Raw genomic sequence first — 23,912 nt, 5'->3', positions numbered from 1 at the left:
TTGGATTATGTCGCTGTTTGGTCACAAAAAAGGAGAAACCATGGGACTTACCGTGGGGAGTAATCAAGATACCTTCAATTACAAGGTTGTCAGCCAATTTGCCATCGTTACTGTGCTTTGGGGGATTGTTGGCATGCTCGTGGGGGTTATCCTCGCAGCGCAGCTCATCTGGCCTGAAATCACTTTTAATATTCCTTGGTTAAGCTATGGTCGCTTGCGTCCTTTGCACACCAATGCGGTGATTTTTGCTTTTGGTGGTTCGGCTTTATTCGCAACGTCCTATTACATTGTTCAACGCACATGTCAGGCACGTTTGTTTTGTGACAAGCTGGCGGCCTTTACCTTCTGGGGTTGGCAAGCTGTGATTGTTTTAGCCGCTGTAACATTGCCTCTAGGTATCTCAACATCAAAAGAGTACGCAGAATTAGAGTGGCCAATTGATTTGTTGATCACTGTTGTTTGGGTGGCTTACGCAGTAGTGTTCTTCGGTACCATCATGAAGCGCAAAACGAAACATATTTATGTTTCTAACTGGTTCTTCGGCGCATACATCCTGACGATTGCCATACTGCATATTTTCAATAACTTAGAAATGCCTGCAACATTGTGGAAGTCATACTCTGCATACGCTGGCGTACAAGATGCAATGGTGCAGTGGTGGTATGGCCATAACGCTGTAGGCTTCTTCTTGACGACCAGCTTCTTAGGCATGATGTACTACTTCATTCCAAAGCAGGCTGAGCGCCCAATTTACTCATATCGTTTGTCCATTGTTCACTTTTGGGCTTTGAACTTTACGTATATGTGGGCGGGCCCTCACCACTTGCAACACACTTCTTTGCCAGACTGGACTCAGTCGCTCGGTACTGTGTTCTCTTTAATCTTGCTAGCTCCATCTTGGGGTGGCATGATCAACGGCATCATGACATTGTCTGGCGCTTGGTATAAATTGCGTCGTGACCCTATCTTGAAATTCTTGGTAGTGGCATTGTCCTTCTATGGCATGTCTACCTTCGAAGGTTCGATGATGTCTATTAAAACGGTGAATAGCTTATCTCACTACACGGACTGGACTATTGGCCACGTTCACTCTGGCGCTCTAGGTTGGGTTGCCATGATTACTATTGGCTCCTTGTACTATCTCATCCCACGTTTGGTTGGGCAAAAAGAGATGTACAGCACTAAGTGGATCGAGCTACATTTCTGGATCGCTACTATTGGTGTTGTTCTCTATATCGCTGCAATGTGGATTGCCGGCGTTATGCAAGGTTTGATGTGGAGAGCGTTTGAACCAGATGGCACTTTGACATACAGCTTTGTCGAGTCTGTTAAAGCGACTTTCCCTTTCTATGTCATTCGTTTGATGGGTGGTCTATGCTACTTGAGCGGCATGTTCTTGATGGCGTACAACGTCTTCAAAACAGTGCAGGGTAAAACTTTTGTAAATGCGCCCATTCCCATGGCCGTTGCTGAACACTAAAAGGAGAAGAAAATGTCTAGCGAAAATAAATTCTTTTCCCACGGAACGCTTGAAAAAAACGTTGGTTGGTTAATTATTGCAACGATCGTGGTTGTATCGATTGCAGGGTTGGTGCAAATTGTTCCACTCTTTTTCCAGCACACTACGACTGAACCTAGTCCTGGTGTTGTTCCATACACAGCTTTACGTTTGGCTGGTCGCGATATCTATCAACGTGAGGGTTGTGTTGGTTGCCATTCACAGCAGATAAGGACATTGCGTTCCGAAGTAGAGCGCTATGGCCCCTATTCATTGGCTGGCGAGTCTGTATATGACCATCCATTCCTATGGGGTAGTAAGCGCACAGGTCCGGATTTAGCTCGTGTAGGTGGACGCTATTCAGATGCTTGGCATCAGATCCACTTAAATAACCCGCGCGATGTTGTGCCTGAGTCTAATATGCCTGCCTATCCTTGGCTCGCAAAAAATCCGGCTGATGCAAGCTCTATTCAGTCACATATGGTTGCTATGCGTCGTTTAGGTGTTCCATACACTGATGAAATGATTGCAAATGCACCTGCAGAGTTAGAAGGCAAGACAGAGTTAGATGCATTAGTTGCTTACCTGCAAGGCTTAGGTATTACGCGTCGCTATATCACTGTCGAAGAAGTTGTGGCGAAGTAATTAACAAGGTTTATTAATTAAAACTACTTAAATCAAATGGAACAGATTACACCCTACCTCTCGGCATTTTCTACAGTAATAGGCCTTGTCTTTTTTGTAGGAATTGTTTTGTGGGCTTGGTCTCCTGGTCGCAAGAAAGCAAATCAGGAATCAGCAGAGCTTCCATTTGATCTTCCGGATGAATTTAGTAAGGACAAATCATGAGTGACTTTTTTAGCAGCGGTTGGAGTGCTTACATCGCCTTAGTTGCATTAGTTGGAATTTTCTGGTGTATCTGGCTTTTGTTCTCCCAAAGGAAGGCTAAGGTTGTGCATACGGCCGATGGCGCAGTTGCTGATACGGGTCATGTATGGGATGGCGATCTGCGTGAGTTGAATAATCCATTGCCACGTTGGTGGATGTGGATGTTCTTACTTTCTTGCATCTTTGCATTGGTCTACTTAGTGTTGTTTCCAGGCCTAGGATCATTTCCGGGGATTATGGGCTACACCACTGATGGTGCTTTGATGAGCTCTATGACTGAGGCAAATGATGAGCTAAAGCCTGTGTATGCAAAATACGTCAAGATGGATATTGAGCAAGTTGCGGCCGATCCTAAAGCCCGCGAAATGGGTCAACGCCTCTTCCTGAATTCTTGTGCGCAGTGTCATGGCTCTGATGCTGGTGGCGCTAAAGGCTTCCCAAATTTAACTGATGGCGATTGGCTCTATGGCGGTTCACCAGAAAATATCAAAGCATCAATTGTTAATGGCCGTGGCGGTGTGATGCCTCCATTCCCACAATTGGATAGCAATCAAATCATTGATGTTGCTAACTATGTCCGCAGTCTATCTGGTTTACCAACTGACAGCCAAAAAGCAGCCCGTGGCGCGGAAGTATTTCAAGCAAACTGTGTTGCCTGTCATGGACCAGACGGCAAAGGCAATATCGCTTTAGGTGCTCCAAACTTGACTGATAAAACTTGGTTATATGGTGGATCAGAAGCGACAATTATTGAAACGGTAACTAAGGGTCGCATGGCAATGATGCCTGCTCAAGATAAGGTATTGAGTCCTGAGAAGATTCATTTGTTAGCAGCTTATGTCTGGGGTTTATCTAACAATAAACAACCAGCAACAGCTAAGTAAGATTAGCAATCAGTGCCATATATTTCGCCGGGTGGGAAACCTGTTCCGATAGAAGTTATTGAGGAGTCTCTTTACGAGGTTCGGCGAAAGATTTATCCGCGTTCGGTATCGGGGCTCTTTGCCCGCTGGCGCTTCATACTCGTCTTCGCAACCCAACTGCTGTTTTATGGCTTGCCATGGGTTAGTTGGAATGGCCGTCAAGCAGTTCTCTTTGATTTAATTCAGCGTAAGTTCTACATCTTTGGCCTCGTGTTATGGCCACAAGACGTGATTTATCTCACCCTCTTATTGATTCTTTCCGCATTAGCCCTATTTCTGTTTACAGCTGTTGCTGGCCGTTTATTTTGCGGCTATGCATGCCCGCAAACGGTATATACCGAAATCTTCATGTGGATCGAGCGCAAGGTAGAGGGTGACCGTTTTGCGCGGATTCGCCTAGATGGTGAAGAGTGGCCTTGGGGTTTCCGTAAGTGGCGTTTAAAGATTACGAAACATTTTCTGTGGTTATTAATCGCCTTCTGGACGGGCTTTACTTTTATTGGGTATTTCACCCCAATTAGTACCTTAGGTTCCGCATTAATTCATTTATCTCTTGGCCCTTGGCAGACTTTCTGGTTATGTTTCTATAGCTTTGCAACTTGGGGTAATGCAGGGTTTATGCGTGAGCAAGTTTGTAAATATATGTGTCCATACGCACGCTTTCAAAGCGTCATGGTCGATAAAGATACATTCCTTGTTACTTATGACAAGGTTCGTGGCGAACCCAGAGGAAGTCGTAGCAAATCGGCAGATCAAACTGCATTAGGTTTAGGTGATTGTGTTGATTGCAGTATCTGTGTCCAGGTTTGCCCAACCGGCATCGATATTCGTGATGGCTTGCAATATATGTGCATTGGTTGCGGCGCCTGTATTGATGCCTGTGATCAAGTCATGGAAAAGGTGGATTATCCAAAAGGCCTTATTCGTTACACGACTGAACGAGCAATTGAAGATCGAGAGTCCAACCAAAGTGCTATTCGACATATTCTGCGTCCTCGTGTATTGATTTACACGGCTTTTATTACCGTGCTTACGGCTGCTTTCCTGGTTTCTCTTGCAACCCGCAACCCGCTAAGAGTTGATGTAATGCGTGATCGTGGGGCTTTAGCACGCGAGGTAGAAGGCGTCCGCATTGAGAATATTTACCGCATTCAAATCATGAATGCCTCTGAAAATAATATGAACGTACAGGTAAAAGCGCTTGGATTGGATGGCTTAAAAGTGCTCAATTCTCAGGGTCAGGTAGTTACCGAGATTGAAGTTGGTCCAGCCAGCAATCTCTTAATGCCGATTAAAGTTAGCACAGATATTGGTGTAAACGAGCCCGGTAACCATCCGATTCATTTTGATGTAATTGCTCAAGAAATGTCTGGAAATGAGATGATTACTAGAACGCGCGATGAAAAATCAACTTTTATTATTCCCCGTTAAGCCAAAGCAATGGAGAGGATGCATATGACAGAAGAGCACATTATTAAACCTTGGTTTAAGCAGTTATGGCCATGGTTATTAATCAGCGGCCCAGCGGTTGCAATGATTGGTTGCATTATCACCATTTACCTGGCGGTTAATTTGTACGCTGATAAACCTTTGCGCGATGGTCTAGTTAAGCAGGGTTTGAAGGTGGAGCAACTTAAAGATACACAGGCGAAAAAATGAAGTTCCGCCTGCTGATCTGGATTTTGTGGCCCTCCTTTTTGGTGGCCAGCATGGCAGAAGGCTTGTTGTTTACGGTTATTCATCCGCAAGATCTTTTGTTTTTTGGTTATCACCCCGAGATTTCTGACGAGGGTATATACACCATTGGATTCTTTGCGATTTGGACGTTTTGCGCAGTTTCTAGTGCGCTAACTGCCTATATCCTGCCTGGTATTGAGGCGCCCGATAGTAAAGAAATCGACCGCGGCTTACTTTAAGCGTGTTTTACAGGAATGTCTGCGCTCACGCAGGCTGCTCTATCTGGGTTAGGAATTCCAGCAAGTTCATATAAGCCATTCATATCAATGAGTTTGATGTGACGCTGCTTAATTTGAATAAGACCTGATTCCGCAAAGCGTGAAAGCATGCGACTTACAGTTTCAATTTGAATCCCAAGATAGCTGCCGATATCGTTACGGCTCATGCGTAAATCAAATTCATTATTGAGGTAGCCACGTGCAGCCAAGCGTTGTGAAAGGCTCAATAAAAATGCTGCCAATCTTTCTTCTGCGCGCATCGTGCCAAGAGAAAGTAGATGACGCTGATCTTGGGTAAGCTCACGACTCATGATTTTGTGAAACTGATTTTGTAAAACCGGAATCTGTCGCGCTAAATCTTCAAAGGCTTCGTATCGAATAATACAAACTTCACTCTCTTCAAGAGCAATTGCATCGGATTGATAGTGACCTTCACCAATTCCATCAAGACCCAAGATTTCACCAGGAAGATGAAAGCCTATTACTTGCTGACGACCATCCTGCAGGCAAAATTCTGTTTTGAGAGTGCCGAAGCGTACGCTGTAGACCGAGCTCAATGGGTCACCATGGCGATAAAGGTTTTCCCCTTTTTGCAGATGAACGCGCTCTTTAACTAAGCTGTCTATTTGGGAGACTTCACTGCTGTTTAGTCCAACCGGCAGACAAAATTGACCCAGAACGCAGACTGAGCATTTGCTAGTTGGGGTGTCGGTAGGTTTGTAATGCATATTTGAATAAATTTATAAGAGCAGTTTATTCTATTAATATGAAAATCATCGCTTTTACCTATTTTTTACCGATTTCATGTTAACAACCAGCCTGCTGCTTGCGGTATTTTTGGGTGCTCTTGTTAGTGGCTGGCACTGTGCTTTGATGTGCGGTGGTATTGCGGCTGCCATTGAGTGTCCTACAGCCCCGGAGACCCCTTTGAGGGCTAAATCCGAACTTTTTTACCTGCAATTGATCATGCATTTAGGGCGGGTAACCACTTATGTCTTATTGGGTGCTTTAGCTGCTGCCGTGGGGGTGGTTGTTTGGCAGCAAAACCTGGTTCCTATACAGCGCCCCTTATTTGCCTTAACCTCCCTGATCTTGATTCTGATGGGTATCCGCCTACTGAGGATTGGTAAGTCAGGGGGATTGCTTGGGGGTGCATGGCTCAGCTCCAAAATTGCCGCTTATTGGGCTAAATACTTGGGTCGTATGGCTAGTGGCCCTTCTCGCTGGTTCAGCGGCATGCTGTGGGGCTTAGTGCCCTGCGGATTGGTTTATAGCGTTTTGCCACTCGCATTTTTATCCGGAGACGTATTGACTGGCGCCGCCTTGATGTTAGCTTTTGGCCTGGGCACTTTACCTAACTTATTGCTGATCTCTAAATTTTCCGCAGCACTAACTCAGTTTGGACAATATCTTTGGGTGCGGTATTTGGCGGCCTCGCTACTCGTGATTACGGGCGGCTTCGGTTTATATCGTGCCTGGGTTTTGCCAGAGGCTTTGCTTAAAGGCGGCTTCTGTATTTCTTAAGCGGTTGCTGCTTCTATTCCAGAGCTAAGATCCGGATAGAAGGAGTCTTGCGGCAGCGAAGTAATAAAGGCACTGCGTTCTGCCATTTCTAGTGGTTGATGCGCTAAGCCACAAACCATTAATCGAATGTTGCGAATCTTGCACAGATGCGCTAGTTCCATAATCGTATCCATGCCAGAAGTGTCGATATAAATCACATTCTTTAAATCAAGCAAAAGAGTTTGTGATGGCAGGTTTGCCTCAATCTTTTCAAGAAGCTTTACGGCTCCAAAAAAGATGGCACCATGAATACGGTAGGCATCAATTTTTCCTTGCTGATTACTGAGCCCTGGAAAATCGGTAGCTAGAGCAGTCTCGCAACGCGATAGGCTAGAGATACGATAAATGAAGGTGATAAAGGCCAGCAATAAACCTACTTCAACCGCAATGGTGAGATCTAAAACAACTGTGAGAGTAAAGACGCTCAAGATGGTGACGCGATATGGCAGGCGGAACTGCTGGAGATCGATAAACTTCTGCCAATCACCCATATTCCAGGCTACATACATCAATATTGCGGCAAGACTAGCTAAGGGAATATTTTTAGCAAGTGGGGCTGCAAACAAGACGATGATTAATAAAGTGGCTGCATGCACAAGACCAGCGATAGGTGTTGAAGCGCCACTTTCTACATTGGTTACAGTGCGAGCAATCGTACCGGTGGCTGGCATGCCGCCAAAAAATGGAATAGTGAAATTGGCAATGCCCTGAGCCATGAGCTCTTGATTTGATTCATGGCGATCGTGAATTAGCCCATCGGCAATGCGTGCGCAGAGCAGGGATTCAATTGCACCTAATAGAGCAAGCGTTAATGCAGGAGCAACCATGTACTGAGCACTATCCCAGCTAACTGGAATCCATTCAAATGCAGGAAGTCCAGATGGGATGCCTCCAAAGCGACTACCAATAGTATCTACAGGCAAGTTGAGGGCGCTAGTAACGATTGTTGCTACCACCATGGCCACTACTGTGCCAGGTAGGTGTGAGAGCCAGCCTAGGCGATTTTGAAATAATTTCCAGGCAATTAATAAAGTAAGGCTACCGCAAGCTATTCCAAGTGCAATTGGATTAAAGGTATCGGCCGCCAAGTAGAGCGTGTGAACTGACTGAAAAAAATGAGCAGGCATTTTTTCAATCTGGAGCCCAAAGAAATCTTTAATTTGAGATAGGCCAATCAGAAAGGCAATGCCGTTGGTAAAGCCAATAATTACTGCGATGGGGATAAAGCGCACTAGCGTTCCAAGCCGAAACACTCCCATGAGAAATAAAAATACTCCCGACATCGCAGTTGCTAGCAATAAATTAGCAACGCCATAGCGCTCCACAATGCCATACACAATCACAATGAAAGCGCCTGCTGGTCCACCGATTTGAACTCGACTGCCACCGAGCAGGGAAATCAGGCCGCCAGCAATAATGGCAGTGAAGATGCCAGCTTCTGGCTTAAGTCCGCTGGCAATTGCAAAGGCCATAGCCAAGGGAAGGGCAACGATGCCAACTGTTAAGCCAGCAAAAACATCCTTAGTAAAAAGGGTGCGGTTATAGCTCGCAAATGAATCTAGTATCCGAGGACGGAAAAACATTATTGTTGTGTCTTAATAATTTAAGAGTTGCTAACTTAAGGGATGCGGTTGCCAACCCAATATGCAAAGACAGCACATAGAGCAGTAACAAGGCTACCCCATGCAATATCAATGAAAGCCAATTGCGTTGGAAAGTTTCTAACAACTGCCAGATTAGTGAGGTCGTAGGTCATATAACAAAATAGACCAAACAAAGCTCCATATTGCAGTGCATATATCCAAGACTGTTTTGATAGCGCAGGAACAATTACAAAAATACAGACTCCCAGCGCATAAAGGAGATAGAAAGCGAGTCCAGCAAGAAGTTTGGGTTCGCTGGCCATCAAATCACCCATCTCGTTACGGTATAGGTTTTTTGCAACACCCAAGAGCCATACCAAATCTATTGCGATTAAGGCGACTAAAAATGAGAGGTAGATAGCAAAATTCTTGAGCAATTAAGTTACCTTTATTCTTATATAAATTAATAATAAGCATTATGATGGAAAGAGTAGATTAGTAGTTCAATTTAAGAGGAGTCAACATGTTTAAGCATTTATTGGTACCGGTAGATGGTTCAGATGTCAGCAAAAAATCCTTAAAGAAAGTCGCTGCACTTGCTAAGGCTGATGGCGCTGCAGTTACGTTAGTGTATGTTTCAGATCCCCTGCCTCCGATGGTGTATTCAGATAGCACCATGGGCTATGGAATCTCTCAGAAAGAACATTCCAAGGTTTGTGAGGCTTATGCAAATGATGTATTCAAGAAGGCTGTGACAGCTTTGGGTGCTGGTGCGAAAGTGAAAAGTCTTCATATTGCTAATAGCAATCTATCTGAAGGAATCTTGGATGGCGCCAAAAAGGCAAAAGCAGATGTGATCGTGATGGCATCACACAAGCGCACGGGCATTAAGGGCATTTTGTTGGGCAGCGAGACTCATGAAGTCATCGTCCATTCGACTTTGCCAGTGTTGGTTTTAGGCTAACCGATTTAACGCCAAACAAAAAGGGTCCAATTGGACCCTTTTTTATTTCAGCAGAGCTTATAAAACTGAATTAATTGTATTTTATGGGGCTGCCCAACAAGAGTATTTCCCTGGTGAGTTGTCCGCTTTCGTTATCCCGCATAGACCACAAATCTAGTTGAGTCTTGGAGCCATAGGGGTCTACGTAAACCCCATTTTTTCTTAATTCAAAATGAAGGTGTGGCCCGGTTGATCTGCCGGTTGAACCGACATAGCCAATTTCAAATCCGCGCCGTACTTCATTGCCTAATTCAAGTTCTACGTTGTAATTACTTAAGTGGGCATAGTAGGTGTTGTAATTGCCTGGATGCTCTAAAACAATTAAGTTTCCGAATGCACCGCTAAAGCCTATGTGCACGACTTTGCCATTGGCAACACTAAAAATGGGGGTGCCGATTGGGGCAGCATAGTCAATCCCCATATGGGCGCGATAGCGTTGCTTTGTTGCTGGTGCCTGGGTTGGCGCTGCTGGCGAAGGGCTCTTACTGCGCTTACTGGAGGAGGCCCTTACCATACCAACGCCTCTAGAAATTCGGCGATAGCTTAATGGGTTGGTCCAGAAAGAACGTTCAAGCGATTCTCCGCTTCCCGTAAAGAAACCTCCAGGGATATCGTTGCGATCCATCCAAAAGGCATTAGCAAATAGCTCCTTGGTAATGGGGTCAATAATTTCTACCGCCCAAATTTGTGCCCACTTTTCGCGATCGCCAAAGTCCACAATCAAGCGCACAACACTGTTTGTATTTTCGAGCGAATTATTTTCTTCAGGATAAATTTGTTTGATTAGAGAATTTAATTCCCAGACAAGTTCAACGGGCAACTGATCGCTTACCTTACGCGGATCATACAAAACATCTCTCAAGGGGATGCGAATCTCTGTCAAGCGTTTGGACTCATCCTTAAGATAGTCTTGTTGAATGAGAAAGCCACCAACGGCTGAAGGCGTAAATGTCCACACCTCTGTTTTGCTGTCTTGGATGGGGCCGTTCATGATGCTTAATGAGTCAAAGCGATTGCGGCTACCAAAAGCAACTGCATACGGGATGCAATCTCCACGCATGTGGTCAAAAAACGTTTTAGTCTGATTCTTGAAAAATTCAGCAAACTGGCGGTTATCAATTCCAATGCTGGCGGGGAGATTGTCTTCATTAAAGCTGCGTCGTAAACAGCCCTGGGAAACTCGGTAATCTAAGTTGGCATCGCTATCAAGCATGAGCTCATCTGGAGCCTTTCGCTGAAATAGGGATGGGTTCATGCTCATGCTGCTGGTTTTTGAGCTTATGCCCGATGATTTGTCTTTGAATCCAACTTGTTTAGAAGGTTGAGCGATGACTTTCTGACGAGTTTGGCTTGAGCTTTGGCTTTGGTTACTTTGTGTTTGGGCTGCATAAGCCAACCCCGGGGTTGAGCTAAGAAAGGCACAGCCAGACAAAATGATTACTCCCTTAGTGAACAGGGAGCCAAGGGATACTTTTTTATTCACCCCCCAATTATCTAATAATGTGGGCGCGCTCATAAAAAAATATGCTGTGCCGCAGCAAAATGAATTCAGTCTTGATCTGGGGCTATTTTCAGAACTTCAAAAGCCGCCTTGAGTCTTTCTTCGTAATTCTGCTTCATGATGGCTGCCTCATCAGGGGGCCAAGCCTTAAATCCAGCACCTTTTGCAATACCAGTTTTGCCACTTTTAACTAGATTCGTCACACAGCTTGGCGGTTTAGTGATGTTGGAGAGGGAGGGGTATATCAACTCAGCGGCCAAGGTCATTCCCTCCCAACCAGAGATCTCTTTTTGAGTCATGGGACCAACAGCGGCATAACGAAAGCCAAAGCTATAACGAACTGCAGTATCTATATCGTCTGGTGTAGCTATGCCTTCCTCCACAAGTGAGAGTGCTTCCCGCATTAAGGCGTGTTGAATACGGTTTGCCAAAAACCCAGGGATATCTTTCTTCACTAGGACAGGTTTTTTATTGTGAACTCGATAAAACTCACAGAGCTTTTCGGCCAAAGCAAGATCAGATTGTTGCCCAGCAACAATTTCCACAAGAGGCACTATATGCGCCGGCATAAAGTAGTGTGTATTAAACATGCGATGCGCTGTAGATAAGTCCTTTGCTATATCGCTAATTGGAAAGCCGGAGCTATTGCTGCCAATGGGAATATGAGGGGGGACGCGCTGATCTAACGAGGCAAAGATTTCCTTTTTTAGCGCAAGTTGTTCTGAAATCGTCTCAATGACTAAGTCCACCCCAGACCAATCCTGCCACCCATCAATGCTTTCGCTTTGTAATAGAGGGTTAAGCGTAGACCAGTCTACATTGATTGACTGTGCAAGTGTCCGAATGGAGTCTAAGCAAGCTAGCGCCTTATCAGTGCTGCGCCCTAGGATGATGGTATCGGCGCCGCTGGCTAGGAATCCTGCGGCTATTCCAACCCCCATTGTGCCTGTCCCGATGACAACAACTTTGCTCATTGATGACCTGTGAATTCGTAAAAGAATGAATGGATTATTCCTTATTCATGCTCCTGCCGGTAAATTAAATTCTCGATACAATCATTTTTTGATTAAGGAGTTTAGATGCCGATTATCGAATCCATCCAAGTAGCCTCAGTAGCAGTACCCTTAGATAAAGTGACATCATTTTCTACTCGTACTGTATCTGAGCGCCACTATTGCTTAGTGAAAGTTCGCGGCAAAGACGGTAATGAGGGCATTGGCTTCTGTTACGTCGGTAGTGCTGGTGGAGATATCGCAAAAATTGCTGTAGAGCAATTACTAGCCCCCAAATTAATTGGTCAAAATAGCCATCGTAGTGAAGGCCTCTGGATGGAGATGTATAACGAATCCATCCTTCAAGGTCGCACAGGTGCGGTAATGCGCGGCATCTCTATTTTGGACACTGCCCTGTGGGATTTAAATGCACGTTCAGTCGGCCTACCTTTGCATCAATACCTTGGCTCAGTGGTGGATGACCGTGTGCCAGCCTATGCTAGTGGTGGCTATTATTTAGAAGGCAAAACTCCTGCCAAGCTAGGTAAAGAAATGGAGTCTTACGTAAAGCAGGGCTTTAAAGCGGTCAAGATGAAAGTGGGGCGACTATCCCCATCCGAAGAAGAGGCGCGCGTGAAGGCTGCTCGCAAAGCAGTTGGTGATGATGTGCTGCTGACTCTCGATGCTAATAATGCTTGGCGTGATTTGCCGACTGCCCTTGAGTATGTGCGTCGCTTTGAGGCTTACAACCCTTATTGGATTGAAGAGCCATTCTCCCCGGATGCAATTGATTTACATGCTGCATTAGCACGCCAAACGAAGATCAACGTTGCCACCGGTGAAATGGAAGCAGGGCGCTGGCGCTTTAGAGAATTAATTGACGCGGGTGGCGTTGCTATCTTGCAATCCGATGCCGCTGTCTGTGGAGGCATTACTGAATGGAGAAGAATTTCTGCATATGCGGATTTGAAGGGTGTCATAGTCTGCCCACATTGGATGCATGATTTACATGCGCCTTTAGTTGCGGCAACGCCTAATGCGCGTTTTGTAGAGTTTTTCTTGGATGATCAGGTGCTAAATTTCCGCAGATTAATTAATAAACAACTTACTTTTAAAAATGGGGATTTGATTTTGCATAAGACCCCTGGGTTGGGATTTGAGTTTGATGAGGCTGCGGTGAAGAAGTACGCGGGTAAGGCTGCTTGGAGCAAGATCTCTTAAGTAAAAGTTTTACGTTCTCGTTTCACAAATAATTAAGCCCGCTAATGCGGGCTTAATTATTAAAGAGGGAAGGGGGTTCTTAACTGGATCTGGGGTTGAGCTTGAAATGCGTAATAGTTTGCGTCACTAGAACTAGACCAAAGCCAATAAAGCCAATCAAGTCAGCCTCTGTAGAAGGATAGGCTAGTGCAACACCGGAGACCACCATGATGACGCGTTCAAAGATCTTGGTTTTCTCAATGAACCAACCTTGAAGTCCTCCGGCCAAGCAAATAATTCCGACCACTGCTGTAAAGGATACCCAGGCAATTTGCATCCAGTCGGCTTGCTCTAGTGCGCTGGTGGATCCCATCAACAGCAAGCTCACGCCAGACTTATCAAGGACAAACATGAAGGGAACCAGAATGGCTGGAGCCACATACTTCCAGGTCTGTAAAGTGGTCTTATAGGGATTTCCTTTGCAAATCGCTGCTGCTGCAAAGGGAGAGAGTGCTGTCGGAGGTGACACTTCAGAAAGGACGGCGTAATAGAAGATGAACATGTGGGCAGCAAAAGCAGGTACCCCTAAATTAATCAGCGCAGGCGCCGCAATTACCGCGCAAATAATATAAGAGGCGGTAACTGGCACAGCTAAGCCCACTACCCATACTACTAAGGCAGTAAAAATAGTAGTGAGCAAGAGTGAGCCGCCAGCGTACTGAATAACGATAGAGCTAAATTTCAGGCCAAGACCGGTAAGGGTAACGGTACCTACAATCAAGCCAGCACCAGCGCAGGTAGCAGCAATCGCTAAGACGCCAGTGGAGCCAGAGGCAAGTGCCTTAGTTAAATTGGAGTTATACAACCCAGAAAGGATAGGCTCCTTACCTTTAAACCATGCCCAAGGAATGATTGCGGTGTCTTCGCGCAACATGCTCGATAAGGCGGAAACTACAGTCGCCCAAAATACCGACATGACGGGTGAGAAGCCCATCATCATAAATACCACAATAGAGATTAGTGAGAAGAAATGGAACCAGTACTTCTTGGTGAGTTGCCACGCTGTCTCAGTTGATGCAAATTGAATGCTCTTCATGCCATATTTGCGTACATCAATTTCTACCATGACGAACAAGCCAAGGTAGAAAAGAATGGTCGGGATAGTTGCCATCAGCAATACATCCAAATACGAAATCTTGAGGAAGTCTGCAATCAAGAAGGCAGCTGCACCAAGCACAGGTGGGGAGATGATGGCGCCAAGGCCACCTGCCGCCAAAAGCCCGCCGGCCGCATTTTTTTCGTAACCCACTTTATCCAGCATGGGAGCTGCGACTGAGCCAACGGTAACGGTTGTAGCAACGCCTGAGCCAGATGGTCCACCTAGTAGGAAGGAGGACATCACAATCGTTCTGCCGACGCCAGAAGATTTTCCGCCCATAGCTGCAAAGGAGAAATCAATAAAGAATTTACCCGCACCAGTGAACTGCAAGAAGGCGCCAAAAATAGTGAAGAGAATAATGAGGGTTGCTGAGACGTCCACGGCAGTGCCATAGATGCCCTCTAGAGTCATGTACATATAACCCACTAAACGATCAAGACCGTAACCCTTGTGAGTCCAGGGTGCTGGCAAGTAGTTGCCAAACAAGGCATAGAGCAGAAACAAGATGGTTACTGTAACCAAGATTAAGCCATTGGTTCTGCGAACACTTTCTAAGATCAGAAGAATTAATGCGATACCCACCATGACATCAGTAGAGTTGGGTGCAGTGTTGCGGTCCATAAAGTCGTCGCCACCACTCAGAATGTAATAGGCAATTCCAACGGATACGACCGCGAAAATGATATCCCAGGGCATTAAGCGATTTTTGAATCGATCGGCTATTGGAAAGCTAAGGAATACTAAAAATAAAACCAGAGCAACGTGAATGACTCGCAACTCTTGTGTTGGAACAATCGAATACGCGGCGTATAAATGGAAGAGTGACATACCTACAGCCACTAGGGTGATGAACTTCGCTAATAGTCCCTTGTAGTCATTAGAGTCACCTTCCTCTTGTTTGATAAAGGCATCTAATTTTTCTTGGGTTTCGTTATCAATAACGTTTTGATTCATGTCTCAACCTATTTTTTATATTTATGTGGTGCTTTATTTTGATGCTGCCTTAAAACGAAAGGGGTGAGTTTGACTCACCCCTTAATACAAACACAGACTTAATTTACTTTGATGTTCTTTTCTTTAAAGTACTTTAAAGCACCTGGATGAAAATCGACTGGAGTAGATTTTGCTTTTTGATTCTCCAGGCTGACGTTCATGTATTCCTGATGGGTACGTACTAAATCAATCTTGTTATCAAACATTGTTTTCACAATCTTATAAGCTTGATCATCGGGCATATTGGCATTCACTACTAAGATATTAGCAACGGCTGCAACCTTGTTGTCCTTGGCCATACCGCTATACATGGCTTTAGGAATAATGGCCGTGAAATACAAATTGCCATATTTCTTGTTCATGATAGGCACCTCATCAGAGGTATCCACCATCACAATTTTCATGCCGGGACTGTTAGCCAAATCAGTAACAGCAGCGGTTGGTAAACCACCAACCCAGAAGAAAGCATCGATCTTGCGATCTTTCACAGCGTTAACAGACTCCGCTACGCTTAAACGCTCACGCTTTACATCTTTATCTTTATCGATACCAGCAGCTTCTAGCAAGCGAAAGGCCATCACTTCCGTTGCGCTACCAGGGGCACCAGTACTAATACGCTTACCCTTTAAATCTTTCATGGATTTAATGCCAGTAGAGTCTACTGTTACTACGTGCATCAAATTTGGATAAAGAACCACAAGGGTGCGTAGGTCCACTTTTTTGCCAACAAACTTACCTTCGCCAATCTGAGCATCTTTTGCAGCGTCAGCCATCGAAAAGCCTACGTATGGCTTGCCTGTGCCAATGAGGTTCAAATTATCTACCGATCCGCCAGTGACTTCTGCGGTAGCAGACATTCCAGGAACTTTGCTTGATAGAACTGAAGCTAAGCCACCACCCATCGGGTAGTAAACACCACCTGTACCACCGGTTGCGATAGAAATATTTTGAGCGCTGACACTTGCACAAAGAAAACTAAGCGATAAAGCAATAACCTTAAGTAGTTTCATGTCTGTCTCCTAACTATTTTTTATTTTTTTAAATTACAAACCTGGCATGCTGAAATTGATCGCTTGCAGCTCACTGAGTAGTTGAGCTTGCTGGTCAGTACTTAACTGCATGAGTGGTGGGCGCACTCTGAGCCACTCAGGGTCTTTGCTATAGTGTGCAACGGCGGTCTTCATGCCTGCAATCATTTGATACTTTGCAAAAATTCCTCGCACTTGATCTAAGCCGGCTTGACGTTCATCGGCATTAGATTCTCTCCAGTGATTCGCCAAATCAGCAATAGCCTTGGGATTCACGTTGGCAGTAGCTGAGATGCAACCAACACCGCCAGCACGTAGGGCACGCATTAAAAATACTTCGCTGCCTGCATACACGCGGAAACCTGATGGCGCTAGGAGTTTAATAACTGACTCTGTATATGACCAATCACCTGAGCTATCTTTCATACCTACAACCGTCTTTGGATATTCTTTTGCTAAGCGCTCAAGCAAGGAGAGGCTTAAGGTCACTTTGGTGACTGGCGGAATGTTATAGATATAAATCTGTAAAGCGGCGCTGCCAATTTTTTGAATGACTTCAGAAAAATAAGCAAACAAACCATCATCAGAAACATCTTTGTAATAGAAGGGCGGCAACATCAATACGCCTGCGCACTTATGGTTGACTGCATGGCGTGTCATATTGACAGTGGCATCGATAGATGTGGCTCCAGTGCCGGGCATCAAATGCTCTGGATTTAACCCGCCTTCAATTAATGCAGTTAATGTGCCCATCTTCTGTGGTGCTGACATTGAGTTTGCTTCTGAATTGGTGCCAAAAATTGCTTGTCCAACACCATTGGCTTCTAGCCATTGGCATTGCTTTAAAAGCTTAGGAGCATCTGGGCTCCCGTCTGCCTTAAATGGTGTAAGTACAGGGGATAACACCGCAGGTAAGGTGGAAGGGTGCAAGGCAATCGTCATACTGGCTCCGTTTTTTAGTTATTTACTTCCGAGGGAAGTGTTTGTTGCTTAAAGAAGGCTTCTAAATTATCTACAGCTAAGTTGGTCATGGCTATCCGTGTTTCCGAGGTAGCGCTCCCAATATGAGGTGTTAACAATACATTATCAAGGGTTAAAAAAGCAGCCCTGGGATTGGGTTCGTTCTCAAAAACATCTAAGGCTGCTCCAGCAATCTTTCTATGTTGCAGTGCATATAAAAGTGCGTCCTCATCAACCACACTTCCACGGGCAATATTGACCAAATATCCAGATGGCCCCAAAGCATCGAGCACCTCGGCATTCATCATTTTATTGGTATCGGATGTAGCGGGGCAGGCTAAAAATAAGACTTCACAGGCCTTAGCCAATTCTTGAACATTCGGATAGTAGGCGTAAGCCAATGATTTCTGATTGGGACCTGTATACGCAATGTTGACTTTAAAGGGCTCTAATCTATTGGCGAGATCCTGCCCAATGCGGCCCATCCCAACAATCCCTACGCACTTACCAGCCAGGGTGGTGGTGAGTCTAAAGGGCTCCTTTGACCAAGCAGTACTTTTGACGTATTCCTGAGCCTCAGGTAGCTGGCGAAGCAGTGCCAACATCATGCCAATGGCAAGCTCACAGACTGCATCGTTTAAGACGCCGGGAGTATTGGTTGCCTTGATGCCTTTTTCTTTTAGATAAGCCAAAGGAAGGTTATCGTAGCCAACCCCGCAAGTGGCTACCATACGAATGGTGGGGATTTGCTTAAGGAGATCTTCGGGAAGTTTGGTGTTAGAGCGAATTAAGATAGCCTCAAAGTTTCCGGCTGGAACAGGTGCTTTAGGATCGGGATGATGGGCAGGGGTAAAGCGCCGATCGATCTCTGCCTGCATAATTTCAGGGAAATGGCCGACCTGTAGCACCGAATTGACGGGGATCATGTCTCACTAACTTTTTTATTGAAATAATGACCCCATTGTAAGAGGATTTTTTAGAAAAAGTCCGCCCCCATTTAGGAGAGTATTCATGTTATTTACCCCAGCTGAAACCAAGGTAGTGATTGTCGGTGGCGGCACGATGGGCGCAGATGTTGCTGCTGTTTGCGCGCGCGGTGGTTGCGCTGTTCAAGTGGTTGAGCCGACAACCGAGCGACGAGCCCTCTTGCCCGATTATTTTGCAAACACTATGACTGAGCTCGGTTATGAGCATCGCATTCATTTACTCTCTGTTGCCGGCACACTTGAAGAAGTGGATTGGTCGGATATCGATTTGGTAATTGAGTGTGTGCCAGAGCGCTTGGATATTAAGCGTGAGTTATTTACTAAGCTCGAAAAATATTCAAAGCCTGAGGCGGTTTTGGCAAGTAATAGTACGAGCTTCCCGATTAGTGAAATCGCAAATGGCCTGAAAACCGCTGCTCGAATGATTGGCTTGCATTTCTTTATGCCGGCGCACTTAGTGCCTTGTGTAGAGGTGGTTTATGGTGCAAAGACTTCGCCGATGGTTGGCGAAAGCCTCTCGCGTTTGATGACTGCATGCGGTATGGTGCCTGTTACTGTCAAAAAAGACCTGCCAGGATTTTTAGCCAATCGCTTGCAACATGCCTTATCACGTGAGGCTTTTTCAATGGTTGATGAAGGTATCTGTACGCCAGAAGATATTGATAAGGCTGTTCGCTTTGGCTTTGGCTTTCGTTACATCGCAGCAGGCCCAGCGATGCAACGAGATCATGCTGGCCTAGAAGTGCATGGTGCTGGAGGGGCAACTATTTATCCAACATTAAATAATTCACCAACGATCGCAAAGTGCTTAAGCGACCGCATTGCTAGTGGTAAGTTCGGCATGAAAACTGGCGAAGGATTTTTTACGTGGACTGCTGAAACTATTAAGGCAGAACGTGAGCGCTATCAAGAGGCTTTGCGTGCTGGCTTGAAGATTATTCAAAAAGATCTGCCTGAAATTAAGTAGCAGAATTTGTTGAGTTGGCTTCTAAGAGATATCTTTCAGATGTAATTTGCCTAGGTGTGGGGCGAGTCGATAAGTAATCAGGACGACAGCAATCGTCGCGGCCCCACCAAATACGATAGATGGCACTAGACCCATCATGCTGGCAGCGATGCCAGATTCAAGAGCGCCTAATTCATTTGACGAGCCAATGAAGATGCCATTAATGGCGCTAATTCTGCCGCGCATATGATCTGGTGTCGTCAGTTGCATGATGCTGCCTCGAATTACTACGGATATAGAGTCAAAGCATCCAGAGACAAATAAGAAAAAGACGCATATCCATAAATTACTGGAGATGCCAAAGGCAATAATCGTTGCGCCAAATCCCGCAACCGAAATCAGTAGGTGTTTTCCGGAATCAGTCAGAATAGGGCGCCTGGCTAAGTAGATGCCAGTAATGACCGCACCAGCTGCAGGTGCGGCTCGCAATATCCCAAGAGTTTCAGGCCCAGCATTCAGCACCTCCTTCACAAAGGCAGGAAGTATGGAGACTGCGCCACCGAAGAGAACGGCAAACATGTCGAGCGCCATAATGCCCAAAATGAGATCATGCTTTCTGACGTAATGAAAGCCCTCCATAAAACTCTTTAGAAAGTGGCTGGATAAATTACTCGATTTTTCCTGCACAGCGTTAATGAAGGTAATTCCATATAAACCGATTGCCCCACAAAAGGCCGCGAGCAAGTAAGTCCATTCAAGACCAGCAAAGCCAATCATGAGTCCGCCCAATCCTGGACCCGCTACCACGCAAATCTGAAAAGCAGAGGAGGCATACGCTGTGTAACGTGGCAGCTGGTCTCTCGGAATGACTTGTCCAAACAGTGCTTGATAGGAGGGTCTTAACAGAGCGCGGCCAACGCCAATGAACGCTACTGCGGTGTATATCAAGGGTACGGGAGGGGAAAGCCAGCTCAGCGCAACAGCTGTTAAAAATAAACCTACTGCAATATGGATGAAGCAGGCTATCGCAGCAATCCATTTACGGGAGTAGTGATCAACTGCATGCCCGGAATAAAGCGCAAGCGCAAAATAGGGGACAAGCTCTGCCAGGCCAATCAGACCTAGAGAAACCACGCTATTGGTGATTTCGTAGAGGTGCCAACCAACCGCTACCATCGTAATTTGGTAACTGAGGGTTGCGCCGATACGGTACAGCAGCAGGGTTCTAAAGGCTTTGCCAGGATTCATGAATTCTCTCTATTTTAAGGGAGAAGCTGCTTTATCCTTAGGGTATGAAGAAAATCATTCGCGTCTGGGACTTGCCAATCCGTTTATTTCATTGGTTTCTGGTGGTTTGTATAACTGGGAGCTTTGTGAGCATTAATTTGGGTGATGAATTCATTCAATGGCATGCCTATTTTGGGTACAGCATCTTGGTTTTGTTGGTCTTTAGAATTGTCTGGGGTTTCGTTGGCTCAACCCATGCGAGATTCACATCCTTCTTCCCAACTAAAAAAGCTATTCTTGATTATTTAAGTGGAAGCTCGCCTCGGGTTCTCGGGCATAACCCTATCGGAGCAATTTCTGTATTTGCCCTCATTTTTGTTTTATGCGTTCAAGTGCTCACTGGCTTATTCGTAGATGATGAGGTCTCTTTTCAAGGCCCTTTAGCAAAGTATGTGTCCAGCTCGATATCTTCATTTTTGTCAGAGATTCACGAAGGTAATCAAGTGGTGATTTACACCCTGATTGCAATTCATATTGCAGCGATTTGGTATTACAAGAAATTCAAAGGTGAAAATCTAATTAAGCCGATGATTAGTGGCGACAAAGAAATCAACCCAAGTGAAGAGGTTAAATACTTGCCTGCTGAATTGGGTCGAACCTCCAAGGATGGAGTGCTACAGCGCGGTTTTGCTTTATTGCTTTTAAGCGTGATCGCGGTAGTAGTGGGCTATTTGATTACGAAATAACTATCAATCAGAAGACTTATTTCTTTTTGAAATCGTCGTGACAACCTTTGCAGGTTGATCCAGCTGCGCCAAAGGCTTTCTTAATACTTTCTAGATCACCAGACTGAGCCGCTTTATTCAGATCGACTACAGCTAATTGCATTTTGTCTGCGGCAGCTTTGAACTTTGTGTTATCAGACCACACCTCTGGTTTGGCCTTGCCACCTTCAGTGCCGGGACCAAACGCCTGCCAAGGTAGGGTAGACATCATTGCTACGATCTCAGCATTTTTACTAACATCGTCTTTGTTATACGGTGCCGCACCTTTAACAACAGCACCAATTCTTCCGAAATGAGTGTTAATGATCGTCATAACGCTTTGACGATATTCAATTGCTTTTTCAGCATTCTGAAATTGTGCAAAAGCAAGGCTTGCACTAAGCGATAAAGCAACTGCGCTAAAAGCTAAAACAATTCTATGCACTTTCATCACTAGTCTCCCGAGTAGTTTGTTGAACATCTTAGAGTCAGCATACCCCAGAAAAAAATAATCTGCACGCGACTAGAAAATCATGCGTAAGGGGCTTGTGATTAACAGAATGAGCCATTCGAAGAGGCTGATTAGGGGTGCCATCCAAAGGCTACCAATGATTCCTGTAAATACCAAGCCCAATACAATGAAAAATCCCCAAGGCTCAAGTCTGCCTAAGGCAATCGACTGGCGCACCGGTAATAGACTGGAGAGAATACGACCACCATCCAATGGAGGCAGCGGAAATAGGTTAAAAACTAGTAAACCTAAATTCCAGGAGATTCCTGCTTGAGACATAGAAATCAAAAATTTTTCGTCGATTCCCAATCCCAAAAGTACTATGAGCAGAATGAGCCAGATAAGTGCCTGAATGAAATTAGAGCCCGGTCCGGCCAAAGCAACCCAGATCGAGTCAATTCTGGGATTTCGGAGGCGCCCAAAATTGACTGGCACTGGCTTTGCATAGCCAACTAAAAAGGGGGATCCAGTCAAAATTAAGACCAAGGGAATGAGGATGGTTCCTACGGGGTCTATATGTTTGGCGGGGTTCAAGCTCACCCGTCCCAGCATATAGGCGGTGTTATCACCAAATTTGCGGGCAGCATAGCCATGGGCTGCTTCGTGGATGGTGATGGCGAAAATCAAGGGAATCGCATTAATGGCGACAGCTTGGATAGAATAGTCAGTAATCATGGCAATATGATATCCATAGGAGCTCAAAGTGACTGACGAAAAGAAAACTGATTCAAAAACCCCCGCTAAGGCAGTTGTTGCCAAGCCACCAGCACGTCCACCCGTGCCAAAAGGCCCATCCGGCCCCGCTGGAAGGCCTCAAGCAGGCTTTGGCGGTGGAAAAGGCATGATGCGCAAGGCCGGTCGCGGTCGATAGTGGATAATTACCTTATTCAATAATGTGTTTACAGAGGATTTAGCATGAACGAATGGCATAACGAATCTAAAGAAGAAATCAACAAAAAGATCATTACATTGGTTGTGATGTTGGCAGCAGCTACAAGCTTGGCTATTTTGTTTGCATTGGTTGCGGCTCACACAGGTTACGTATTCGGTTAATCTGCATTAATGACTAGCCATCGCCAACCTGCAATATTTGCTGGCCATGGCAGTCCAATGTATGCCATAGAGCCCAACCGCTATACAGCGGCTTGGTCAGCTCTTGGAAAATCTTTAATGCGCCCGGACGCGATATTGGTGATTTCAGCGCATTGGGTAACTCGAGGTACTTGGGTTACTGCAATGCCCAAACCAAAAACAATTCACGATTTTGGCGGCTTTCCACAAGCCCTCTTTGATATTCAATATCCAGCACCAGGTAGCCCAGCCTTGGCTGATCGCGTGCAAGAATTATTAAACGTACCGATAGTGCTTGAGGAAAATGAGTGGGGTATTGATCATGGTGCTTGGTCAGTACTTAAATATATGTATCCAAATGCAGATGTACCAGTGGTGCAATTGAGTCTTGATGGATCAATGTCAGCGCGTGAACACTATGAGCTTGCCAAGCAGCTACGTCCTTTGCGCGACGAAAATATCCTCATTTTGTCAAGCGGTAATGTGGTTCATAACTTGCGCACCATTCATTGGCAAGAAGGGGCTGAGCCCTATCCTTGGGCAACAAAATTCAATGATTTTTTTGCTTCAGAAATCCGAGCCAATCATCATGAGGCATTGGTTGACTGGGAGCGCTATGGTGATGCAGCGCATCTTTCCGTTCCGACTGCAGAGCACTATTGGCCCGCTTTGTATACCCTAGCATTACAAGAAGAGGGCGAACAAGCAAAAGTCTATACGGATGGAATTGAGATGAGTTCAATTAGCATGCTGGGTTTTTCAATTCAATAAAGAGTAGATTATGTGGCTACCTATCTCCGCAATCTTTTTTGGCGCAGGCTTTGGCGCTTTATTAAGAGCTGGTTTTAATTTCGCTACCGTTGGGATGGCTTCGGCACTGCCATTGGGTACTTTTATATCGAATATGGTTGGCGGATACTTAATTGGGATTGCAGTTGCCTTCTTCGGTAACAATCCAAGCCTTTCTCCAGAGTGGAAACTTTTAGTGGTCACTGGTTTCTTAGGAGGTTTGACTACCTTCTCAAGCTTTTCTGCTGAGGTGGTTGGCTTTATGCAGCGCGGGGAATTTACCTGGGCCTTGGGCACAGCGCTACTTAATCTAGTTGGCTCACTTGTGCTCACCTTCTTGGGTATCTTGACCTACCAGGCTTTTAAATAAAA

The 23,912-nt window shown here is 45.4% G+C and carries 28 protein-coding genes; 16 read left to right on the top strand and 12 right to left on the bottom strand.

The genetic code is table 11. From position 1 onward, the window contains the following. Positions 1-40 precede the first annotated feature (40 nt). The 7 genes from ccoN to ICN33_RS01960 are packed head-to-tail and all read left to right on the top strand — an operon-like array spanning position 41 to position 5,225. A complete protein-coding gene (gene ccoN, locus ICN33_RS01990; RefSeq protein ID WP_216194067.1) occupies positions 41-1,480 on the top strand; it encodes a cytochrome-c oxidase, cbb3-type subunit I in 1,440 nt (479 codons plus the stop codon). Positions 1,481-1,492: 12 nt separating this feature from the next. Next, positions 1,493-2,143 carry a cytochrome-c oxidase, cbb3-type subunit II gene (gene ccoO, locus ICN33_RS01985; RefSeq protein ID WP_216194064.1) on the top strand — a complete coding sequence of 217 codons (651 nt, stop codon included), beginning with the start codon at positions 1,493-1,495 and terminating at the stop codon, positions 2,141-2,143. A 36-nt stretch (positions 2,144-2,179) separates the two neighbouring features. Then, positions 2,180-2,347: a cbb3-type cytochrome c oxidase subunit 3 gene (locus ICN33_RS01980; RefSeq protein ID WP_215358288.1), complete on the top strand. Its 168-nt coding sequence runs from the start codon at positions 2,180-2,182 to the stop codon at positions 2,345-2,347. Further along, positions 2,344-3,270: a cytochrome-c oxidase, cbb3-type subunit III gene (gene ccoP, locus ICN33_RS01975; RefSeq protein WP_216194062.1), complete on the top strand. Its 927-nt coding sequence runs from the start codon at positions 2,344-2,346 to the stop codon at positions 3,268-3,270. The genes ICN33_RS01980 and ccoP overlap by 4 nt, the downstream gene beginning before the upstream one ends. A 12-nt stretch (positions 3,271-3,282) precedes the next feature. After that, positions 3,283-4,740 carry a cytochrome c oxidase accessory protein CcoG gene (gene ccoG, locus ICN33_RS01970; protein WP_216194060.1) on the top strand — a complete coding sequence of 486 codons (1,458 nt, stop codon included), beginning with the start codon at positions 3,283-3,285 and terminating at the stop codon, positions 4,738-4,740. Positions 4,741-4,764: 24 nt separating this feature from the next. Further along, positions 4,765-4,968 (top strand): FixH family protein, encoded by a 204-nt coding sequence (locus ICN33_RS01965; RefSeq protein ID WP_216194058.1) that lies wholly within the window; start codon positions 4,765-4,767, stop codon positions 4,966-4,968. Continuing rightward, a complete protein-coding gene (locus tag ICN33_RS01960) occupies positions 4,965-5,225 on the top strand; it encodes a hypothetical protein (protein ID WP_216194056.1) in 261 nt (86 codons plus the stop codon). Before ICN33_RS01965 ends, ICN33_RS01960 begins: the two co-directional genes overlap by 4 nt. Here ICN33_RS01960 and fnr read toward each other — a convergent pair. Then, positions 5,222-5,992, bottom strand: coding sequence for a fumarate/nitrate reduction transcriptional regulator Fnr (gene fnr / locus ICN33_RS01955; protein ID WP_216194054.1), 771 nt, complete (start codon positions 5,990-5,992; stop codon positions 5,222-5,224). The genes ICN33_RS01960 and fnr overlap by 4 nt on opposite strands. A gap of 76 nt (positions 5,993-6,068) precedes the next feature. On the opposite strand from fnr, the gene ICN33_RS01950 reads away from it, so the two are divergent. Beyond that, positions 6,069-6,788: a sulfite exporter TauE/SafE family protein gene (locus tag ICN33_RS01950; protein ID WP_216194044.1), complete on the top strand. Its 720-nt coding sequence runs from the start codon at positions 6,069-6,071 to the stop codon at positions 6,786-6,788. Here ICN33_RS01950 and ICN33_RS01945 read toward each other — a convergent pair. Next, entirely contained in the window at positions 6,785-8,410 is a 1,626-nt protein-coding gene (locus ICN33_RS01945) for a SulP family inorganic anion transporter (protein ID WP_216194041.1), read from the bottom strand. The two genes, ICN33_RS01950 and ICN33_RS01945, sit on opposite strands and share 4 nt — an antisense overlap. Before the next feature lie 35 nt (positions 8,411-8,445). After that, entirely contained in the window at positions 8,446-8,847 is a 402-nt protein-coding gene (locus ICN33_RS01940; protein ID WP_216194039.1) for a DUF2177 family protein, read from the bottom strand. 86 nt (positions 8,848-8,933) lie between these two features. Here ICN33_RS01940 and ICN33_RS01935 point away from each other — a divergent pair, with 86 nt between their 5' ends. After that, positions 8,934-9,374: a universal stress protein gene (locus ICN33_RS01935; protein WP_216194037.1), complete on the top strand. Its 441-nt coding sequence runs from the start codon at positions 8,934-8,936 to the stop codon at positions 9,372-9,374. 70 nt (positions 9,375-9,444) lie between these two features. On the opposite strand, the gene ICN33_RS01930 is transcribed toward ICN33_RS01935, so the two are convergent. After that, positions 9,445-10,896, bottom strand: a complete 1,452-nt coding sequence (locus ICN33_RS01930; protein WP_370623212.1) for a M23 family metallopeptidase — start codon at positions 10,894-10,896, stop codon at positions 9,445-9,447. Between the two features lie 65 nt (positions 10,897-10,961). Beyond that, complete coding sequence (locus tag ICN33_RS01925) at positions 10,962-11,888, bottom strand: 3-hydroxyacyl-CoA dehydrogenase NAD-binding domain-containing protein (protein ID WP_216194034.1); 927 nt, start codon at positions 11,886-11,888, stop codon at positions 10,962-10,964. 105 nt (positions 11,889-11,993) lie between these two features. On the opposite strand from ICN33_RS01925, the gene ICN33_RS01920 reads away from it, so the two are divergent. Next, on the top strand, positions 11,994-13,127 hold the full coding sequence (locus ICN33_RS01920; protein WP_216194033.1) for a mandelate racemase/muconate lactonizing enzyme family protein: 1,134 nt from the start codon (positions 11,994-11,996) through the stop codon (positions 13,125-13,127). Between the two features lie 79 nt (positions 13,128-13,206). Here the strand turns inward: ICN33_RS01920 and ICN33_RS01915 are convergent, their stop codons facing one another. From ICN33_RS01915 to ICN33_RS01900, 4 genes are all read right to left on the bottom strand, one after another. Continuing rightward, positions 13,207-15,219: a TRAP transporter fused permease subunit gene (locus ICN33_RS01915; RefSeq protein WP_216194032.1), complete on the bottom strand. Its 2,013-nt coding sequence runs from the start codon at positions 15,217-15,219 to the stop codon at positions 13,207-13,209. Between the two features lie 98 nt (positions 15,220-15,317). Then, positions 15,318-16,268, bottom strand: a complete 951-nt coding sequence (locus tag ICN33_RS01910) for a TAXI family TRAP transporter solute-binding subunit (RefSeq protein ID WP_216194031.1) — start codon at positions 16,266-16,268, stop codon at positions 15,318-15,320. A 33-nt stretch (positions 16,269-16,301) separates the two neighbouring features. Then, on the bottom strand, positions 16,302-17,228 hold the full coding sequence (locus ICN33_RS01905) for a dihydrodipicolinate synthase family protein (RefSeq protein WP_216194029.1): 927 nt from the start codon (positions 17,226-17,228) through the stop codon (positions 16,302-16,304). Between the two features lie 14 nt (positions 17,229-17,242). Continuing rightward, entirely contained in the window at positions 17,243-18,172 is a 930-nt protein-coding gene (locus tag ICN33_RS01900; protein WP_216194027.1) for a 2-hydroxyacid dehydrogenase, read from the bottom strand. An 85-nt stretch (positions 18,173-18,257) separates the two neighbouring features. On the opposite strand from ICN33_RS01900, the gene ICN33_RS01895 reads away from it, so the two are divergent. Next, positions 18,258-19,199: a 3-hydroxyacyl-CoA dehydrogenase family protein gene (locus ICN33_RS01895; protein WP_216194025.1), complete on the top strand. Its 942-nt coding sequence runs from the start codon at positions 18,258-18,260 to the stop codon at positions 19,197-19,199. 21 nt (positions 19,200-19,220) lie between these two features. On the opposite strand, the gene ICN33_RS01890 is transcribed toward ICN33_RS01895, so the two are convergent. Continuing rightward, a complete protein-coding gene (locus ICN33_RS01890) occupies positions 19,221-20,426 on the bottom strand; it encodes an MFS transporter (protein WP_216194023.1) in 1,206 nt (401 codons plus the stop codon). Positions 20,427-20,470: 44 nt separating this feature from the next. Between ICN33_RS01890 and ICN33_RS01885 the strand changes: the two genes are divergently transcribed. Beyond that, positions 20,471-21,151 carry a cytochrome b/b6 domain-containing protein gene (locus ICN33_RS01885; protein WP_216194021.1) on the top strand — a complete coding sequence of 227 codons (681 nt, stop codon included), beginning with the start codon at positions 20,471-20,473 and terminating at the stop codon, positions 21,149-21,151. 16 nt (positions 21,152-21,167) lie between these two features. Here the strand turns inward: ICN33_RS01885 and ICN33_RS01880 are convergent, their stop codons facing one another. Further along, on the bottom strand, positions 21,168-21,620 hold the full coding sequence (locus ICN33_RS01880; RefSeq protein WP_216194019.1) for a cytochrome c: 453 nt from the start codon (positions 21,618-21,620) through the stop codon (positions 21,168-21,170). A gap of 72 nt (positions 21,621-21,692) precedes the next feature. Continuing rightward, on the bottom strand, positions 21,693-22,355 hold the full coding sequence (locus ICN33_RS01875; protein ID WP_216194017.1) for a site-2 protease family protein: 663 nt from the start codon (positions 22,353-22,355) through the stop codon (positions 21,693-21,695). Positions 22,356-22,383: 28 nt separating this feature from the next. On the opposite strand from ICN33_RS01875, the gene ICN33_RS01870 reads away from it, so the two are divergent. Genes ICN33_RS01870 through crcB form a run of 4 tightly spaced genes read left to right on the top strand, consistent with a single transcriptional unit; the run spans position 22,384 to position 23,910 of the window. After that, a complete protein-coding gene (locus ICN33_RS01870; protein ID WP_216194015.1) occupies positions 22,384-22,551 on the top strand; it encodes a hypothetical protein in 168 nt (55 codons plus the stop codon). Between the two features lie 44 nt (positions 22,552-22,595). Then, positions 22,596-22,733 (top strand): hypothetical protein, encoded by a 138-nt coding sequence (locus ICN33_RS01865; RefSeq protein ID WP_169709848.1) that lies wholly within the window; start codon positions 22,596-22,598, stop codon positions 22,731-22,733. 9 nt (positions 22,734-22,742) lie between these two features. Continuing rightward, positions 22,743-23,522, top strand: coding sequence for a 4,5-DOPA dioxygenase extradiol (gene ygiD, locus ICN33_RS01860; RefSeq protein ID WP_216194012.1), 780 nt, complete (start codon positions 22,743-22,745; stop codon positions 23,520-23,522). Between the two features lie 10 nt (positions 23,523-23,532). After that, positions 23,533-23,910 carry a fluoride efflux transporter CrcB gene (crcB, locus tag ICN33_RS01855; protein ID WP_216194010.1) on the top strand — a complete coding sequence of 126 codons (378 nt, stop codon included), beginning with the start codon at positions 23,533-23,535 and terminating at the stop codon, positions 23,908-23,910. The last annotated feature ends 2 nt before the right edge of the window (positions 23,911-23,912 follow it).

Source organism: Polynucleobacter sp. UB-Tiil-W10 (genome assembly GCF_018881605.1).
Lineage (GTDB): Bacteria > Pseudomonadota > Gammaproteobacteria > Burkholderiales > Burkholderiaceae > Polynucleobacter.
Note: the sequence above shows the minus strand (reverse complement) of the source record. Positions and strands in the feature narration are given on the sequence as shown.